We start from the raw sequence: 19,305 nt of genomic DNA on the forward strand, positions 1-19,305 counted from the left end.
TTATTTTTATAACACACTAAACGGCCATCCTAAAAAAATTTTACTTACCTTCCCTTCAGTGGCAGCCAGCTTCGCTGCCCGGGCCCCGCTTAGTAGCAGAAAAGTATTCCCAGGCTATCGTTCAACCAATCAAAATACGGGTAATAAAAACAAGGAATTATAATGAAGGGTGTTTCGCTTTTCAAATGGTTTAGAAATGTATCCATTGCCAAAAAATTATACTTCACCGTTGGCATTATGGCTACCCTGATTGCTATAGAATTAGGGGCGCTGATATTTTCCATAAACACCCTGTCATCAGTACGGGCTTATGTAAGCGGCGAAGGCCTGTGGTCAAAAGCCCAAAAAGACGCCATGTATCAATTGTTGCGTTACAGCCGTACGCACGACGAGGCCGATTATCAGAAATTCAAGGAATTTATGAAGGTGTCCGGGGGCGATCACAAAACACTGGTTGAACTGAATAAAGCCAATCCCGATATGGAGGTTGCGCGGCAGGGTTTTATTGAAGGCCGCAATCATAAAGACGATGTGGATGGCATGATCAAACTATTTACCCGTTTTAATCGCATATATTACATCAACAAAGCCATCAAGGCATGGCAAACGGCAGACTCCTCGGTAACCGAGTTTATCCCTATTGGCGAACAATTACACAAAGAAATTAACGCCCCCAGGCCTTCGCCCGAAAGGATCAACGCAATTGTTCAAACCATAGACCCATTGAATGCCCGCCTTACAATACTCGAAGATGAATTCTCTTATACCCTGGGCGAGGGTTCGCGCTGGCTCGAAAACCTGGTGTTGCGCTTATTGTTCCTGATTGCGCTTTCTGTTGAAATAACCGGTTTAACACTGGCCATCATTGTAAGCCGCAACATTCAAAAAGGATTGAACGAAATATTGCAGTCGGCCAAAGCCGTTGCTAAAAATGATTTCAGCCGCAAAGCGCAGGCATTTTCTAAAGATGAAATAGGCATACTGGCGAATAACTTCAATACCATGGCCGAAGAACTGCAGCGCAGTATGCTCGATATAGAAAAGGCGCAACAAAAGTTCAAAGGGCTGCTGGAATCAGCGCCCGATGCCATTGTGATCATTGGCGAAAAAGGCAAGATCCAACTGGTGAACAAACAATGCGAAAACATTTTCGGGTATCAAAAAGAGGAACTGATCGGCGCCAACATGGAGTTATTGTTGCCGGAACGGTTCCGTTCCATGCAACGGGACCAACCCAGATTGATCCATGATAACCCCGGGGTTCGTTCTACAGATATTGGGCTTGAAGTATTAGGCCGAAGAAAGAATGGTGAAGAATTTCCCATTGAAATGAGTCTAAGTCCGCTGGAAACAGAGGAAGGTTTACTGGTAACAGCTGCCATTCGCGATATTTCTGAAAAGAAACGGTTGGAAAAAGAGATCCGGGAAGCCAATATTACCCTGGAGAAAAAAGTTCACAAACGTACGGCCGAGCTGGAGATCAAGAATAAGGAGCTGGAACAGTTTGCCTACGTTGCCTCTCATGACCTGCAGGAACCATTACGTACCACCTCTAGTTTTGTGCAGCTGCTGCGTAAACAATATTATGGCCGGTTAGATGAAAACGCTGATCGCTATATCGACTATGTGATCCAGTCGTCTGACAGAATGAAAACGCTGATCAAAGACCTGCTCGACTATTCGCGTATTGGCCGGGAAAAACAGTTTGAACCGGTTAATTGTAATCTCGCGTTGACAGAAGTATTGGCCGATCTGGCCAAAGTGATCAAGGAAAACCAGGCGGAGATCGTAGCCGGTCCGTTACCTGTTGTAAATGCATTCCCTACCGAGTTGAAGCTGTTGTTCCAAAACCTGATCAGCAACTCAATAAAATTTCAAAAGCAAGGTGTTGCCCCGCATATCGAGATCTCTACCAGGAAACAAAGCGGCCACTGGCATTTTCAATTTCGTGACAATGGCATTGGCATCGATAAACAATACCAGCAACGCATTTTCATTATCTTTCAGCGACTGCACAACCGCTCCGTGTACGAAGGATCAGGCATAGGGCTGGCGCATTGTAAAAAAATAGTGGAACTGCATGGGGGGAGGATCTGGGTCGAGTCGGAGCTCGGTATGGGAAGCACTTTTCACTTTACAATTGCTGATTGATCCAGGAAGTAAGAAGTAAGAGATACGACGTGGGAAGAACCCGAACTTTTTGTCCGTCTTCTTACTTCTTACCTCCTACTTCTTATATTACGACAACACGTCTTTTTTCCGGAAGATGACTACAGTTGCTCCCACAAAAAAGATGATATGCCCCACCAGTATTAATGCAGACTTCAATATCCCGGGCAGGTTCTGTATACTTCCTAACACTGCACTGCCACTGGCCGAAGCCTTGATATCAAAAAAGCCCTTCCATCCCAGCATATGCGAGGTAAACAAATAAGGTTTCATGGACAAAAACAAAGGCAGGTCCATAGTAGTGAGAATGGTACAAACAATTACAATGCTCATTGCTGCCACAATGGGTCCGATAGAATTTTCTGCAAACAGCGACAGGAAGAAAGATAAGGCAGCCACGGTGGTCATGGCAATTGCGGCAAACCCAAAGGCGGCGACATAACGCCAAAATACATCTGAGCGTGGAATTTGAATGATCACCTGGCTTTGAAACACCATCAGATCGCCCGGGCCAAAGACTATCAGCGAGATCAGCAGCGACAGAATTGCCATCCACACCAGTAACAGCAGGGTATAAATAGTAGAAGCCAGAAATTTACTGATCAGTAAGGTAGAACGGTTGATGGGTTTGCTGATGAGCAAACGCAGGGTGCCCATATTCGCTTCACCCGCAATCATATCCCCACCCACCAGCGCAATTAATAAGGGTACGTGTATAAGCAGGGTTTGCAGAATAAAGTAACAAACAAAATAACCATTCAGCATTTTGCCTTCCACATTAAACCGCTCGATGCTTTGCAGCATAAAGTTCACATAGGTTTTACCATCGAGGTACAATGCCAGTTGTATTAAAACTACGATGGCGGCGATGGCAACAAAAGCGATATAAGTACGGGGACGTTTAAATATTTTGAAGAGCTCAATTTGTAAAAGTGTCCACATGCCGGTTTTCGGTTGTTAATGAAAGAAAATACGATTCCAGTGAATTTTGCGGTTGCAGGGCCATAATATTGGCCCCGGCCTGTACCAGGTCGGCAGTTAATTCTGGCACTTGTTGTTTGTTCATTTGCAACAGTATAACATTGTTATGCTGCTCCTGTAAACAAGTACTCCAGCGGCTGCTTTGCAACCAGGCCACTACCTGCTGCGGATTGGTCACTTCCAAATGCACCATGGTGCGTGCGGGATCAACCAGTTCGGCAACAGTTCCTTCCATTATTTTTTTGCCCTTATCAATGATGAGCATGCGGTTGGCTATCAGTTCTATTTCATGCAACAGGTGCGAGGAAACCAGAATGGTTTTGCCCTGGTGCCGGCTTAAATGCAGGATCAAATTACGAATATCGGCTATACCTTGCGGATCTAATCCATTGGTTGGTTCATCCAGAATGATCAGCTTTGGATCATGAATGAGCGCAATGGCAATTCCCAAACGCTGTTTCATTCCCTGTGAAAAAGTGCGCACCTTACTGTGCGCCCTTTCGGAGAGACCTACCTGTTCCAACTGTGCCTGCAGTTTATTTTGGGTAACCTTTACCCCGCTCATTCTGGCAAACAGGGAAAGATTTTCATAAGCCGTAAGGTATTTATACAGATCGGGCTTTTCAATAACGGCGCCTATCTGCTGCAACACTTCTTTACGGTTGGTATGTAAATTTCTACCAAACAATTCAATACTCCCGGCTGTTGGTGCAATAAGGGTAAGCAGCATGCGAATGGTAGTGGATTTCCCCGCGCCATTCTGCCCCAGAAAACCATAGATATCACCTGTGTTCACTGTAAATGAAATATCATTTACCGCATTCACCTCGTGGTATTGCTTACTTAAATTGTCAACTTTTATAATTGCAGACATACGTTATTAAATGGTACAAATTACAACCCGAAATGGTTCAACCCGAAAAATATAACTTCCGGCTGCTATTATTAAGACCGATTTAACCAAAATATATTTTTATGGGAACCCTATTGCAAAAGACAAAACCGTTAGTTACATTTGTAACGTTCCTCCTACATCCTCTGTAATTCCGTAACCCGCAGGCACCCAATTTTTTTCCTGCAAGAAATTCCAAATATCTACATAAGCCGCTGACTATTTGAATGATAGCAGAGTTCAGATTAAAAAGTCAACGCTTGTCATACTTACGGATATCTGCATTTTTAGTATAACTATCTCCAATTCCTACGTAATCTCCGTATAATTCGTATTACCCACCCGTGATCGTTTGTATCCTTTATGAATGCATTTGCCTTTGAATACCCATGACGGATCATCCTGCATCCTGCCCTGGCGTATTTATTAACTAAACGCTGAAACAGTACAAAATGAAGCGCATTATTTGCTTACAGATAGTGACCTGTCTGCTGGCGGCCTGCCTCAACGCCCAGGTTACTGAAGACTTCAACACCCGTAACGGTGTTGCCCTAACCCAATTAAAAGGATATTTACAAAACCATTGCTGGACGTTGCCCGATTTTGAGATCACCGGCTTCAATACTGAAACGGATGGCTGGCTGGTTCCCGGTAGCGACATCAGCCCTACCCAACGCACAGGTATTTACACCCCGGCGCTTGATATAGCTGACCATATCACTATTTCTTTCAATTATCAGTTCAACCAGGCTTTTGAAAAAGGGAACCGCCGCTGGTTAAAAGTAGTTTTAACCGATCCCAACAATATAATGGTAGCCAGGCTTGATAGTTTTGAATGCGCACCCACCGTACAAATCACCAGCAACTACAACAAAACCTTCCAGCATTTACAACCGGGTATTTATAAAGTGTACCTGAACTACCAGGGCACCGGTGGTACTACCCGTATTGCCATCGATCAGCTGAACGTTTCAGCACCGTTGCATTATAAAGATGGCTGTAATACCTCGCCTGTGGCCGTAAATGATAATATTGCCGGATTGCCTGACCATACGGCAACCGGCCTGGTGGTTATAAACGACCGCGATGCCGACAATGACCGGCTCAATGCGTATTTGATCACCAATTCACAGGATGGTAAAGTAAGCATGCGCGGTGATGGCAGTTTTACTTTTATCCCTAACCCTGGTTTTTCAGGGCATTCTACCTCCTTTACGTATAAAGTTTGTGATAATGGCTATGGCCGCTTATGCTCGCAGGATGCTACCGTTAAACTGGAATTTCCTGAGGAAGAAGTAAGCCTGAGCGATTTCGCGGGAATTTATAACGATGGCGGGCAGGTGCAGTTAAAATGGGCAACCGGTTATGAATTCAATAACAACCGGTTCGAGATTGAACGAAGCATCGATGGCCGCAAATGGCACACGGCTGGTACCATAAAAGCAGCAGGCAACTCTACCACCAGAAAAGTGTACTCGTTCAATGATGAGGTGGGCAAAAACACAGCGTTGAAAAAAGACCTTTATTATCGACTGAAACAGGTTGATGAGGTTGGTAAAACAGCTACCAGCCGGCTACTCGTTGTGCGGGTGTACAATACCCCAACGGTAAAAATGATGAGCGTTACACCCAATCCGGCCAAAAAAGATATTTCAGTGACCACGCAATTGAATGAAAGCAGTTTTGTTGCACTGAAAATCCTGAACGCCGACGGTGCCATTGTGATGAATAAAACCTCCAAAGCCGATGCAGGCGCCAGCAATTTCATTATGGAAGGAAGCCGCAATCTGCAACCCGGCGCTTATACATTGGATGTTTCCGTTAACAGCAAAGAGCGCATGCTGGTTAAGCTGATCAAGGAGTAAACTAATTTGAGTTCCACAGGTAAGAAAACCCCTGCTTTCACAAAGGCGGGGTTATTTTTTTACACCCAGGTACGACTGCAGGTTCTTTACATATTCCTCAAATGCAGCCACCCCCACGGGCGTTATCTTACATATGGTTTGCGGGTAATTGTCTTTAAATTGTTTTATCACTTCTATATAGCCCACTTCTTTTAACTTATTTACCTGTACACTCAGGTTGCCGGCAGTGGCATTCGTTTTTTCCCGAATGAACGTAAACTCGGCCTCCTTCACACTGATGAGAAGTGAAACTACTGCCAACCGAAGTTGGGAATGTAATATCGGATCCAGATCTTTAAACTCCATTTTCGATCGCTTTCAACTTACTAAGGATTTGTCTTTTTAAATTTCCGCCTTAATAAATAACCTGGCAAAATCCAGGCTATTACCATTGCCGCCGATACCAGCAACAAATGATATTCCACAGGTATTACGGTGGTCAGTAACGACAGCGCCCAGCAACCAATACCACCCCAGATTAACGGTTTAAACCGGAGAATGATACCTGACAAAAAAGTAGGCATGCCATATATGACCAAAAATATAGGATCAATCAATTTATAATACTCCCAGCCCTGAATGACGCTAATAAGGACCGCCGCCAGGAACATGATGATGATAAAAGTGATCCATACATATTTAACAATATCATCGGTATAGGTACGTACCCGTTGTTTTTGCCGTTTCCTGCGTAAAAAAAATATCTGAAAGATCACGGCAGCCCAGGTAAGTGTCCACACCAGGTAATGTTTCTCAAAGTTAATACGTAATAAAAAGAATTCCGTAACGCTGCAAATCAGTACTACCCATCCCCATAATAAATACAGGAATCCGTCCTCATTAAAACGATTCGTTGCCCTGTTGATCATAGATTCAATCAATGCTAAACTATCGTCGTGTGAAAAGCTGGTTTCTTTTTCCATATAACAGTTAGGTATTAAAAGTAAAATTGTCCGCGCAAGGCCATAGCCTGCCGTGCGCGGACAATTTGTGTTATTTGCAGGTAGCCAGTATTTTTTCTACCTGTCCTTTGCCCCAATTGGGTGCAATGGAAGATTCAGGTTTGTAGGCCTCATATTTCTTCAACGCTTCTTCCAGCAATGGTTTGGCTGTTGTGCAACCACCGCCAAACTGCTCAGGGGTATTGCGTAAATTTTGTCCCTGTAAGAAATAGGGTCTTGGGTTGGCGGGGTCCTGTTTTTTGGCATTATCCAGTTCGGTTTGAATAACCGGGCCATACTCCTGCCAGCGGTTCTGCGGGTTCACCAGCATATGCAGGGTAGCGATCATGGATTTAATACAGCTTACTTCAGAATTTTTGGGTTGCAGGGCATCGGCCTTTTTCAATAAGTCATCGGCTTTATTAGCGTAGGCGTCGGCCTGGCTCATATCATTCTTCATGAAAGCATAAATGATCTGGCTTAAAGAGGCATAGTAATACGGAAGCCACTGTGTTTTTTCTGCATCGCCAATGCGTTCAAAAGCGGCTGAAGCAGCCAGCATATCATCGGCAGTTTTCGCTGAATCGAATGTGGCAATGGAAGTGGTCATTGCTTTGGTAAACTTTTCGCTTTGTGCTATCCCCTGGGATACGATCACAATCGAAACAAGGATAAAAAATAATTGCTTCATGATGGTTGATTTTATTATTTATGGTGTTCTTTTTTACCGGTTCTCCTGCTGTTGCAGTTTTGCATATTCCCGTTCCACACTACTGTCCTTATCTGTAAAAACATAGGCTTTAAAAAAGTGGTATAGCAGGCCAATCCCCCACCCTGCCGTTGACCATACTGGCCAGGGATATCCCATATGGCCTCTATTAAGGCCAACAAATAGCCATATACCCCAAAAGAAACAGTTCATTCCAATATAAGCTATCAGGTTATATTTAAACTTCGCCCTGCGTTGGGCAATTTCCCACAATTGCGGGTCTTTTGTATTTTCCATGTGACTGGTGTTTTATGATTTATTATAATTGATTAATAGTTGCTGTTACAAATTACTGTTTATGACGTCGTCGCTTCTGTCAACTCCAAAACTCAGGAAACAACCCAAAAAATAAAACCGACGGGCGGTTGGCAAAATGGGATCTTTCCGCAAACCGTTGAAGGAATAATTATAACCGAACACCTGGTTGCTGCCCAGCACATTGTTCACTGAAAAAACCCATACTATAAAATTCTTCGATTTGGTATTCCCGATTGTTGGCAGGTAATTCACACTAAAACTAAGGTTATTGTAGGAAATGGTTTTTCCCTGGTCGGCTATCTGGTATTTACCTGCATTGTTGCTGTATCGGATGTTATAATAAGGACGGCCTGTTGCAAATGTATAAGAGCCGTTAAACTGGGTCTTTATTTTGGTGACAAATTTCTTTACCACCAGGCTGGCGGTATGGTTAGCTGCAAAATTGGGTTGAATGGCATACGGGTAATTCAGGTAATCTCTTTTGGTATCGAGGTATGAATAGGAGATCCAGTAGTCAACATTCTTCAATGTTTTTCTATCGCGCCAAAAGAGTTCTATCCCTTTGGCATCTCCATAACCACTGGTGGCTACGCTGTCTATAATACCGACATTGCTGGTGCCATAGGTTTTTACCAGGTTTTCGTACTTTTTATAATAGCCTTCAATACGCAGGGTATAATCCCTGCTTACCCGTTGGTAGTTGGCAATGTAATGCGTGGCTTTTGTATATAACAGATCATTGTAGGCATAACCCCGCAGGTAATAATCCTTTTCGGGCTTTTGATAAAATATACCATAAGCCAGCGAAGCCTGGGCCTTATTGCCTACTTTATAAGCCAGTGAAATACGGGGTACCACGTTGGCTTTATCAAGCTGGGAGCTTTGCTCAAAACGACCGCCGAATTTGGCTGCCAGGTCATTAGTGATATAAATATCAGCTTCTGCAAAGGCAGCTTTGAAATGATCTTCGGCAGTAGTAATGCCGTTGGTTACGTATTGGTTGGTATAGTTATTCTTATCGGTAAAATACATGTACTCCCCACCAAACCGAATGGCGCTTAATCCGTACAAACGTCTTTCCAGCACAGTTTTTACCTGCGCCAGTTCACCATCGGTCCTTACATTAAAACCCTTGGTATCGTATGGCTCCCAGTTCATGGTTACCGGCGTGTTGTGCTGGTCCTGTAATTCATTCCCGATCTTATCGGTATTGTTGCTGTAGGAAGCGCCCATATACAGATGCCATTTTTTGCCCAGCTTTTCCTTCCACGATAAATTACCATACACGTTAAAGTTGGTGAGCCTGAATGCATTTTTCAATTCTATGGAATCAATATCGGCCCTGCGCAAACCCAACTGGTTATAATTGAAATAGCCATAAAATTTCAGCATCCCGGTTTTGGAGGTTTTTATCCGGAAGTTGGCTTCCCCGTTATGAAACTCCGGTATTTTAAAGTTATCGGGGCGTTGTTTAACTACTGCGAAATAAGCCGCCAGGTTGGTATAGCTGTAGTTGATACCCCAGCTTGCATTCTTTTTCTTTGATAACTGCTGAAAGCCGGCATTTAAACCTACGGTAGAAAGTCCTACACTGGCTGATGATTGATCGGGCAGGTCAACCGACTCCAGGATCAATGCAGCCGAAAGCGCCTGGCCATATAAAGCAGAGTAACCGCCTGAGCTGAATACGGTGCCTTTAAAAATAAAAGGCGAAAAACGGCCGCGCTGGGCAATGTCGGGCACGCTGCTGAAAAAGAAATTGTTCACCAGGGTGCCATCTATAAAAACCTTTGTTTCCTGGGCTGTACCGCCCCGAACAAACAATCCTTCACTCTCGCCTACCTGCTGGGCGCCGGGTAATGTTTTGATGGCGCTGGTAATGTCGGCATTGGCACTGGCGGTTGTAACAATATCAATGGAATTTAAAACAGTGGTTCGTTTTGTATCACTGGCTTCAAATGAACCGGCGGTAATGGTTACCGCAGTTAATTCATTGGGTTCCGGTTTTAAAACTATATCAATACGTAGGGCAGCGCCTGAAACGGTTATTTTTTGTTCCTGTAGTTTATAACCGATGGAGGTGGCCAGTAGTACCTGTTCGCCTTTTTCAGTGGTTTTAAAGTGATAGTCGCCCAACGTATCGGTGGTAGCGCCATCGTAAGTGTCTTTTAAAGAGATACTGGCTCCCTGTATGGGATGACCTTTTCCATCTTTTACCTTTCCGGAAATAATGGTTTGAGCCGATCCGGCCAGGAAGGATAAGAGTAAAATAAGCAGTGGCAGAAGCGGTAGCATGGGTGGTTAATTTATACTCAAACGTAAACTGGTTTACGTTATAAACCAAATTAATTTCTAGAAGTTATCCCCAATTGTCCAAAAATGAGAATAACAGGTTTTTTTAATCATTTTGTTGGTTGTTAGTATCTTGCATCAAATTTCGTACACAGGTATTTTACACACGATTCATTGTGAATTGATTTATATCATTTTTCGCAATAGATATAAATCTTATATGAATGCCTGGAATCAGCTACGGGTTTTCCTGTAAAATATCCATGTGGCTTTTGCGTTGTACGATTGGCGAAAAATGGCTAACTATCGCCTTTAAATGTTATATCCGTATTGAAAACTATGAAAAGGATCGAAACTCCTTTAGTAGCATCTATTCTTTTAGATGCATTTAACAGCCCAGTTACCTTAACCGGTAATTATGAACTGCAGGTACAATCACCCCAATGGTTGCGGGTAATGTATGCCTGTTTAACCAAGCCCCTGACACCGTTTGCTTCTTTCCTTCCTGTTTTCAAAAGTTTTCCCGGATATAATCACTTAATTAAAATGACCAGTGGAATAAGCACCAGTGCTTTACTGAAACACATTGACTAAACGAAAAACTATCGACTGAACTGAACACGTATTGATTGATACATTTACTATAGATAACAATTTAAAAAACAGCGGCAAAATGAAACTAAATGAGTAACAACAAAACAGTATAAATACAAAACGTTGAATAAGTTATAACTTATGAAGCAGTACGAGGCCTGTTTCTTGGTTATGACGTGAATTTTATTCGAAAACTTTCATGTGTAAATCCGGAACCTATGAGCTTTAAATTCTACCCTTTGAAAGCCCTGCTCCTCGGCTTAGTGCTATTGGGCATTAAGGCCAACACGCAGGCACAATTGGTCTTCACTAAGGAGGTGAAGAACACCACCACAGGTGGAGATGGTACATTAGCAAATATGGGTGATGAGCTGTTGTATACCATCACCGTAAAAAACAATGGAACCCAAAATTACATCGCGGCTAAAATGTACGACAACGTACCGCCCGGTGTGATTTATAAAACCGGTTCCACCGTTTTAAACACAACCACGTTAACTGACAAACCTGGCGGCATCATGCCTTATGCCGGAGACGGTAATGCGGTGAATGCCGAGAATTATATGGCGGGTGTTTTACCTCCCGGTCAAAAAGCGACTGTCATGTTCCGCGTAACAGTAACCGGTAATGGCGGTAGTATTTTCAATAACGCTACCATCGATGCTACCCAGGGTAATGTTTCAACCATTCAGGCAACCAACACGGTGTATACAAACATTCAGAAGGATGCCGGCTGTAACATCATTTACCAAACGACCCCGGCGGTTGTTTCCTTTGGCCGTAATACGCCAGATGATCAAAAGGCATATAGCTGGGTGCGTACAGTAGATACCATAACCGGAAAGGGCAGCGCCGTACTTTATGATGGTCCCAATGGAGCAACAAAGAGCGCGACTACCGGTAACAACGTTTCCGGTCCATTACTGGACGGTTGTGCGGCCATCGCCTACGACAAAGCCAGCCAAAGGATCTATTTTGTCAATAACGTTGCAGGTGCAAACCTGTCATATATAGACATGAGTACTTCTCCGCCATTGTCTGCTTATAGATGGTCGGGTACACCGCTGTCAACCAATGGCGTTAGCGTTAACCGTATGGGTATGGGCTCAGATGGTTATTGTTATGCCCTCACAAGTGATGCGTCAGATCTGATCAGGTTTAAAATGAATTCATCGGGAACTCCGGTGATCAATCACCTGGGCCCCCTGACCAATGCCAACACTAACGGAGGCCACAATGTACGGGACGCGAGAAACGGTGAGACAGGTGGTGACATTTTTGCTGACGGTTCAGGTAAATTATACCTGATTACCAACAACAGTAGCATGTATAAGATCAACCCGGCCACATTGGTAGCTACCTACATGGGTACCATGAAAGTAAATGGTCAGGTTGTAGACGATAACAACCCTTTTACCTCTCAATCACTGGCAATTGACCTTTACGGCAACGTATTCATCAACGGAGCTTATAATGAAGTATTTAAGCTTGACCTGCAAACGATGAACGCTGTTAGTGTCAATAGCGGATCAAGCGGTGTTTATATGTCTGGTGACTATACCACCTGTGCGTTCCCGGTGCTGAACAGTTCAATCATTGCCAAAAAGACCTACACCGATATAGATGGTGACGGGCATATTAATGGTGGTGATACGGTTGAATACAAAATTACCGTTACCAATATCGGTAACATCAACGCGGCAGGGGTATATATGTACGATTACATTCCACCATCCACCACGTATATTAAGAATACGACCAAGATGAACGGCATAGCGGTACCTGATGCAAGCGGCGGTGTGATGCCTTTTGCCAAAACGGGTACCCCCAACGGTAAAATGGTAAATACATTAGGCGAAGATCCCGGTATCGTTCTTCCTACCCAGGATAATTCAGCTGTGGTAACCTTCCGCGTTAGAACCGAACCTAATAAACAGGTTTGTAACCAGTCGAAGATCACCCTTACCGATGCTGATGGTAACATCATGTTCGTAAACTCAAGCGATCCTACCAATACTGGCCAAACACCTACCTGTTTCTATTCAGACGGGGTACTGCCTTTAATTAACCTTAAATTTAAAGGTGCCCTGCAGGAACAAAAGTCTGTTTTAAACTGGACTATGAACGGTGATGATGGTGTGGCTACTTACGACGTTGAATATTCTGAAAACGGAACTGTATTCACGAAAGCCGGTACTGTAGCTGCCAAGGAAAACAGCAATATTGCCAACAGCTACCAGTTCACTGATGCTGAACATACTTTCTCAACTACCCGTTGGTATCGCCTGCGGGTTAACCAAAAAGGTGGCAGCGTTAACTATTCTGGTGTTATCATGCTGAACACCAACAAACTGGATGTGGAAGCAATGCCTAATCCATTCGACAGAGATGTAAACGTTCAAATTCTGGTAAAATCCGCTGAACAGGTTCGAATCCGTTTGATCGATTTTTCAGGAAGAGAGGTATATACCACTTCTGAACAATTAGCAATCGGAAGCAATTCTATCAGCATCCGTATCCCAGCCGGCCTTTCAAAAGGTATGTATATGCTGGATATCAGATCTGGTAAAGAAGTACTCTTCCAGAAAAAACTGTTGAAGAAATAATAAAAACTCTTCAGGTAGAAAAAAGAAGCCCTCCCGATGCATCGGGAGGGCTTCTTTTTTACACTTCGCCAACCACGCTTATTTCGTCTTTATAAACCGCTGCTGGGCCGTTTCCGCGCCATTCAGTACTCTCACTATATACACGCCCGGCTTTAAATTTCTGACGCTAATGCTTTCTGTCTGGCTTGCCCTGGGGCTGTAGTATTGCAGCACATTTTCCCCGTTTGCATTTAACACCTGAATGTGCATGGCCTTATCCTGCCAGTTGCTGGCCACTGTTATCCGCAGGTCGCTTACAACCGGATTGGGGTAAACCGTAATGCTTGTGGCCGCATTATTATCCGTTAACCTGATTATCCGCACTTCAGACTGCTGGTATTTCCCATTCAGGTCAACCATTTTAAGGCGGTAATAAGCAAGACCGGCAGTGCTGTTTTTCAGCTCATCCTTAAAGGAGTATTCCTTGTGCATGTTGCTGCTGTTGCTTTCAGTGAATAGCACCCCGGCGTCGGTATAATCCATTCCGTTCCCGCTTTTCTCCACTACAAAATGGCTGAAATCCTTTTCCATATCGGTACTCCAGTTCAATATCACCTGGTTGCCAGACTTCTTTGCCGTAAACGAATTTAACAGTATGGGCAAGGTACTTTGTACAGGTGCCGTATAGTTGAACGATTTGAACCAGAATGAATACATGCGCTCGGTTGAAATGTCTTTATCGGTGCTGTGACCGCCGGCCCTGATCCTGAATTTGCTTTTATTCGTGTATTTGGCGGTTGTCATCACTTTGGTAGCGCTGGTATCGATATTGTCATACTGGGTAAGCGGACCGGAGAATTTTTTACCGGTAAGCGTCAATACACTTAAGATATTTTCCAGCAGATCAAGCACCTGTAATGAAGTATGGCGTTCAGTGGTATAGGAATCCAGGCTGTACAGCGATACCCATTCATTCACATGATTGTCGTCGCCATCGATATCGATGGCAGAAAGGTCCATACTTGAAATGGCAACCGGGGTATTGTCCTTTGCAGAAAGAAAGGAGATCTCGAATTCCATCCACCAGTCTTTTTCACTGCCCGATGCCGATCTGTTCTTGTATTCGATCTGGGGTTGAAATGCTTTATCCCAACCGGTGTTATCCAGGTCTATGTCGGTCAATTTAACCCCCGATGAAGAACGGCCATTGATCCTGATATAACCGTCAACATCCTTTGTAACATTGGGGAACTTGTATACGGCGCCATCTTCGCCTTCTCTTCCTGTCACCTTTTTTCCGTCTTTAAATTCGAGGCCCTGCGCCTGTATACCTGCTGAAACGGCCAGCAGCAAAATGACAGCAATCGTCCTATGCAGCCAAAAACCTTTCCATTGCGTTTTGAGGTAAAATTTGTTCATCACATACATTTTAGATTGTTACGGTATAGGGCGCCATCCCGGGCGCACAATAAAATTTATGCGGCAATACAATCAGCAACCAGGGGTAGCTGTTGTGTTATCGTTTTAAACACGTAGAAGGTAAACAGTGTAAGTAAACAGGCTTTCCTGCTGAGTATTGAAGCCTATAGTTACTCAGGCATACATGATATCGGAGCTAAAGAAAGGAAATGGGATTTCTGTATAGTAATACAGGGAACTTGTGCAGAAAGGGTTTTAGAAAAACCATCCCGTAGAAACGGGACGGTGTTGTTGATCGTACCCTTTAAAATAAAAACATAAATCTCTTTTTGGTAACGCGATCTTTTAAAAAATTCCCTCCCGTAGACACGGGACGGTGTTGTTGATCGTACCCTTTAAAATAAACTCTTTATATAAGCTGCCATGCGATTACACAAGGCAGTGATATGACGCTGTTCAGGAATAATCCGTAAAAGCTACAGAGGTTAAACTACAGCACCGGTAACCGGCGCTTCAGATGATTGAATTTCGGGTGAGGTATTCAGATAGGAATTGAAAACTTAAAGAAACCATCCCGTAGAAACGGGACGGTGTTGTTGATCGTACCCTTTAAAATAAACTCTTAAATCTCTTTCGATTGTTATTCGCACGATCCGAATTCATTTGTGGGGGTACTTTTATACATAACACTTATTACACAATTTCATTACAAACCGTTGCCTCACATTTCTCTACCTCGTTGATTTACAATCATCTTTTAATCACGCGCACAAAATCCACCGGGCCCTGCTTTTATTATACGTTTCCGGCACTACCCCCGTTGGGTATGCACCCGTACAATAATGCTAAATGGCGCTTGTTGTTATCTATCTTAAAATAAGTTAAACCAGCATTTAAAAGGCCGTAATTGGCCGTTATTGAGGTCCCTGGAGTAAATGAGGACAAACATGCAGAAGTAGTAGGAACCAGTGCAACAATCAGGAGATCGATCACTGAATTAACTCCAATACATATGTGTTTCAAAAGGTACATGTTTGTACAGATACGTTTTTAAGGGACCGGAATAAAGTAGATCACAGGTGAAATGGAAACTAAAAACTGGTAGTTTTCACGGAAAATTGGGGGATAATAAAATCTGAAGTAACGGTACGGTTCTGACAGGAGATTGGGGTGAGACTGTTGATCAGTGTTTCTGATCTGATACAAATATCTAAACAGTATTTTGAATATGCAATAGTAATATTACTTTTTTGTATTTTTTTTTACGAACATCCTTAAAAAGGAAAAAGCCACCCCGTTAGCGGGATGGCTCTTAAATATCGTACAACAGTAAATGTTATGCTTTGTATTGAGGAATCAGGGTGTTGGCCAGATTCACCATTTTCTTGATACCGTCATCAGGTAAGTTACCTTTCTTGAACTCAGCCAGAATATCGGCATGTTTGTTTTCCATTTCCATCAGGAAATGTTCTTCAAACTCTTTCATTTTCTTCACAGGTACTTCACGCAACAAACCTTGTGTACCCAGGTAAATGATAGCTACCTGTTTTTCTACAGCGAATGGCGTGTATTGAGCCTGTTTCAGGATCTCCACGTTACGGGCACCTTTATCAATTACCAGTTTGGTAGCAGGGTCGAGGTCACCACCGAATTTAGAGAAGGCTTCCATTTCACGGTATAATGCCTGGTCGAGCTTCAACGTACCAGCTACCTTTTTCATTGATTTGATCTGCGCGTTACCACCCACACGGCTTACAGAGATACCTACGTTGATGGCAGGACGAATACCGGCGTTGAACAGGTTCGACTCCAGGAAGATCTGACCATCGGTGATCGAGATCACGTTTGTAGGAATGTAAGCAGATACGTCACCCGCTTGTGTTTCAATGATTGGTAAGGCGGTTAAAGAACCACCACCTTTTACCAGGTGTTTTATTGAATCGGGCAAATCGTTCATGTTCTTTGCCACGCCGTCGTCGTTGATCACTTTAGCAGCACGCTCCAATAAACGGCTGTGCAGGTAGAATACGTCACCAGGATAAGCTTCACGGCCTGGGGGACGACGAAGCAACAGGGACACTTCACGGTAAGCTACGGCCTGTTTTGACAGATCATCATAAATGATCAGGGCAGGACGTCCGGTATCACGGAAGAACTCACCAATGGCTGCACCGGCGAAAGGCGCATAGAACTGTAACGGAGCGGGGTCAGAAGCTGAGGCCGCAACGATAGTTGTATAAGCCATAGCGCCATTGTCTTCCAGCGTCTTCATCACACCAGCGATGGTAGATGCTTTTTGACCGATGGCTACATATATACAAAATACTGGTTTACCAGCAGCGTAGAATTCTTTCTGGTTGATGATGGTATCGATAGCGATCGCTGTTTTACCGGTTTGACGGTCGCCGATGATCAGCTCACGTTGTCCGCGGCCGATGGGGATCATCGCATCAATCGCTTTCAAACCTGTTTGCAGCGGTTCTTTTACCGGCTCACGGAAAATTACACCAGGTGCTTTACGCTCCAGGGGCATTTCGTATCTATCGCCAGCGATGGGACCTTTACCATCAATTGGTTCGCCCAATGTGTTTACCACGCGACCCAGCATACCTTCGCCTACGTTAATAGACGCGATCTTACCGGTACGGCGTACTTTAGCGCCTTCTTTAATATCACCGCTGTCACCCATCAATACCACCCCCACGTTGTCCTCTTCCAGGTTAAGGGCAATTGCACGCACGCCATTCTCAAACTCAACGAGTTCACCAGCACGTACGTTATTTAAACCGTATACGCGGGCAATACCATCACCCACCTGCAATACAGTACCCACTTCCTCCAGGTCGGCAGCTGCGTTAAAGTTGCTCAATTGCTGACGCAATATCGCAGATATCTCATCGGGTTTTATCTCTACCATATATAACCGTTTATGATTTTTTGTGTGTTAGAACTATCTTATTTTATAAATAAAGTCATTATTCATGAATTGTGCCTTGATCTTGTTCAGATCGTACACAACGCTGGCATCGATCAGCTGATCGCCGATTTCCAGCACAAAACCGCCGATGATTTCCTCATTTACGGTGGTTTTCAGGTCAATGTTATCCATCTTCGTTTGCTTTTGCACCTGGCCGATGATCTGTTTTTTCATTTCTTCGGTAACAGGTACAGCAGTAGTAAGCTTCACGGTATGGATACCTTTTTGCTGTTTGTATTGATCTATAAAAGAAGTAATAACTTCAGGCAGGTTCGATTCACGGCCTTTGTTGATCAACAAGCGGTTGAAAACATTAGTGAGTTCGCTTATTTTGCCTTTTGTTACAGCTTCAACAATAGCTACTTTTTTATCAGCCTTTACAACCGGGCTACGCAGCAGGTTTAAAAAATCGCGACTATCCTTGCAAAGCGCTTGCAAAAACAGCATATCCTTATACACCGGTTCTACCTGGTTCTTTTCATTGGCCAGGTCAATCAGACTTTTTGCATAACGCGCTGCTAAACGAGGGTTTGGCATTTATTGATTTTGAAAATGTGAAAATTTGAAAATGCTTGCCCGTCCGTAGCCTGGGCGAAGGCGGGTGCCAATTCGAATACGGTGTTCCGTTAGCACAATGGCTAATTAACAGATCGGTTAATTAAGCTTCACTTCTTCTGCCAGTTGCTTAATGTACTTTTCCTGTTGTGATTTGTCGGCCAGTTCACGACGCAGCACTTTCTCAGCCACTTCAATTACCAGGTTACCTACCTGATTCTTAACATCGGTTAAAGCAGCCATTTTTTGCTGTTGAATAGCAGCATTGGCATCGGCAACGATTTTACCGGCTTCTATTTTAGCCTGTTCTTTGGCTTCATTGATGATACGGTCTTTTGTATCACGTGCCTCTTTCAGCAACTGGGTTCTTTCTTCACGGGCTTTGGCCAGCAATGCTTCGTTCTCACTTTTCAACTGCGCCATTTCAGCTTTTACCCTTTCGGCAGTAGCCAATGATTCGGCGATACCGGTTTCACGCGATTTCAGCGATGATAAAATTGGCTTCCAGGCAAATTTTCTCAAAATGATCAACAGGATCAAAAACGCAATAAAGTTCCACACCAATAAGCCTAAATCCGGGGTAAGTAATTCCATTGTAAATAAATATTTATGGTATTATATGCTTTGCTTTTTTCAGAGAAAAATACTGCATTCGCCGCCCTTTGCATTGAATGCAGTACTGTTTTTACGTGCGAACCGACTATTTGAACACGGCCAGCAAACCAGCAACGGCAGCCAGCAGGGCAACACCTTCTACGAGGGCTGCAGCCAGGATCATGGTAGCACGAATGTCGTTGGTTGCTTCTGGTTGACGAGCAATTGATTCAACGGCACCTTTACCGATTTGACCGATACCGATACCAGCACCAATCGCAGCAAGGCTAGCGCCAATTGCACCGTAACCGGGCTGAACTTCCAACAAAATAGTCATCAAATTCATGATACTTGTGTGTTTATAATTAAAAAAGA

Annotated in this window: 16 protein-coding genes; 4 read left to right on the plus strand and 12 right to left on the minus strand. The window is 43.8% G+C overall.

The features are described from left to right. The first annotated feature begins 162 nt into the window (after positions 1-162). The gene (locus tag BMX95_RS00825) at positions 163-2,151 is read left to right on the plus strand and encodes a PAS domain S-box protein (protein ID WP_090519256.1); all 1,989 of its coding nucleotides are present in this window, start codon (positions 163-165) and stop codon (positions 2,149-2,151) included. A gap of 87 nt (positions 2,152-2,238) precedes the next feature. On the opposite strand, the gene BMX95_RS00830 is transcribed toward BMX95_RS00825, so the two are convergent. Both BMX95_RS00830 and BMX95_RS00835 read right to left on the minus strand, forming a co-directional pair. After that, a complete protein-coding gene (locus BMX95_RS00830; RefSeq protein WP_081199536.1) occupies positions 2,239-3,111 on the minus strand; it encodes an ABC transporter permease in 873 nt (290 codons plus the stop codon). Further along, complete coding sequence (locus tag BMX95_RS00835) at positions 3,089-4,024, minus strand: ABC transporter ATP-binding protein (RefSeq protein WP_081199534.1); 936 nt, start codon at positions 4,022-4,024, stop codon at positions 3,089-3,091. The genes BMX95_RS00830 and BMX95_RS00835 overlap by 23 nt, the downstream gene beginning before the upstream one ends. A 470-nt stretch (positions 4,025-4,494) precedes the next feature. On the opposite strand from BMX95_RS00835, the gene BMX95_RS00840 reads away from it, so the two are divergent. Next, positions 4,495-5,907 carry an Ig-like domain-containing protein gene (locus BMX95_RS00840; RefSeq protein WP_081199532.1) on the plus strand — a complete coding sequence of 471 codons (1,413 nt, stop codon included), beginning with the start codon at positions 4,495-4,497 and terminating at the stop codon, positions 5,905-5,907. A 51-nt stretch (positions 5,908-5,958) separates the two neighbouring features. On the opposite strand, the gene BMX95_RS00845 is transcribed toward BMX95_RS00840, so the two are convergent. The 5 genes from BMX95_RS00845 to BMX95_RS00865 all read right to left on the minus strand — a co-directional run bounded on the left by BMX95_RS00845 (position 5,959) and on the right by BMX95_RS00865 (position 10,209). Beyond that, positions 5,959-6,252 carry a winged helix-turn-helix domain-containing protein gene (locus BMX95_RS00845; protein WP_081199530.1) on the minus strand — a complete coding sequence of 98 codons (294 nt, stop codon included), beginning with the start codon at positions 6,250-6,252 and terminating at the stop codon, positions 5,959-5,961. A gap of 20 nt (positions 6,253-6,272) precedes the next feature. Next, on the minus strand, positions 6,273-6,869 hold the full coding sequence (locus BMX95_RS00850) for a hypothetical protein (protein ID WP_081199528.1): 597 nt from the start codon (positions 6,867-6,869) through the stop codon (positions 6,273-6,275). Positions 6,870-6,939: 70 nt separating this feature from the next. After that, on the minus strand, positions 6,940-7,578 hold the full coding sequence (locus tag BMX95_RS00855; RefSeq protein ID WP_081199526.1) for a hypothetical protein: 639 nt from the start codon (positions 7,576-7,578) through the stop codon (positions 6,940-6,942). 33 nt (positions 7,579-7,611) lie between these two features. Further along, complete coding sequence (locus BMX95_RS00860) at positions 7,612-7,893, minus strand: 2TM domain-containing protein (protein ID WP_081199523.1); 282 nt, start codon at positions 7,891-7,893, stop codon at positions 7,612-7,614. Between the two features lie 45 nt (positions 7,894-7,938). Continuing rightward, positions 7,939-10,209: a TonB-dependent receptor gene (locus tag BMX95_RS00865; RefSeq protein ID WP_081199520.1), complete on the minus strand. Its 2,271-nt coding sequence runs from the start codon at positions 10,207-10,209 to the stop codon at positions 7,939-7,941. 336 nt (positions 10,210-10,545) lie between these two features. Between BMX95_RS00865 and BMX95_RS00870 the strand changes: the two genes are divergently transcribed. Together BMX95_RS00870 and BMX95_RS00875 are read left to right on the plus strand one after the other, a co-directional pair. Beyond that, positions 10,546-10,800 (plus strand): hypothetical protein, encoded by a 255-nt coding sequence (locus tag BMX95_RS00870; protein WP_081199518.1) that lies wholly within the window; start codon positions 10,546-10,548, stop codon positions 10,798-10,800. 218 nt (positions 10,801-11,018) lie between these two features. Next, complete coding sequence (locus BMX95_RS00875; protein WP_081199516.1) at positions 11,019-13,406, plus strand: T9SS type A sorting domain-containing protein; 2,388 nt, start codon at positions 11,019-11,021, stop codon at positions 13,404-13,406. Positions 13,407-13,484: 78 nt separating this feature from the next. Here the strand turns inward: BMX95_RS00875 and BMX95_RS00880 are convergent, their stop codons facing one another. The 5 genes from BMX95_RS00880 to atpE all read right to left on the minus strand — a co-directional run bounded on the left by BMX95_RS00880 (position 13,485) and on the right by atpE (position 19,276). Next, positions 13,485-14,804, minus strand: coding sequence for a T9SS type A sorting domain-containing protein (locus BMX95_RS00880; RefSeq protein WP_165758886.1), 1,320 nt, complete (start codon positions 14,802-14,804; stop codon positions 13,485-13,487). 1,336 nt (positions 14,805-16,140) lie between these two features. Next, positions 16,141-17,721 carry a F0F1 ATP synthase subunit alpha gene (gene atpA / locus BMX95_RS00885; RefSeq protein WP_081199512.1) on the minus strand — a complete coding sequence of 527 codons (1,581 nt, stop codon included), beginning with the start codon at positions 17,719-17,721 and terminating at the stop codon, positions 16,141-16,143. A gap of 33 nt (positions 17,722-17,754) precedes the next feature. Then, a complete protein-coding gene (atpH, locus tag BMX95_RS00890) occupies positions 17,755-18,318 on the minus strand; it encodes an ATP synthase F1 subunit delta (protein ID WP_081199510.1) in 564 nt (187 codons plus the stop codon). 117 nt (positions 18,319-18,435) lie between these two features. Further along, on the minus strand, positions 18,436-18,930 hold the full coding sequence (atpF, locus tag BMX95_RS00895; RefSeq protein ID WP_081199508.1) for a F0F1 ATP synthase subunit B: 495 nt from the start codon (positions 18,928-18,930) through the stop codon (positions 18,436-18,438). Between the two features lie 106 nt (positions 18,931-19,036). Beyond that, complete coding sequence (gene atpE, locus BMX95_RS00900) at positions 19,037-19,276, minus strand: ATP synthase F0 subunit C (RefSeq protein WP_081199506.1); 240 nt, start codon at positions 19,274-19,276, stop codon at positions 19,037-19,039. Positions 19,277-19,305 lie beyond the last annotated feature (29 nt).

This window comes from Niastella yeongjuensis (assembly GCF_900110245.1).
In the GTDB taxonomy this organism is placed as follows: Bacteria; Bacteroidota; Bacteroidia; order Chitinophagales; family Chitinophagaceae; genus Niastella; species Niastella yeongjuensis.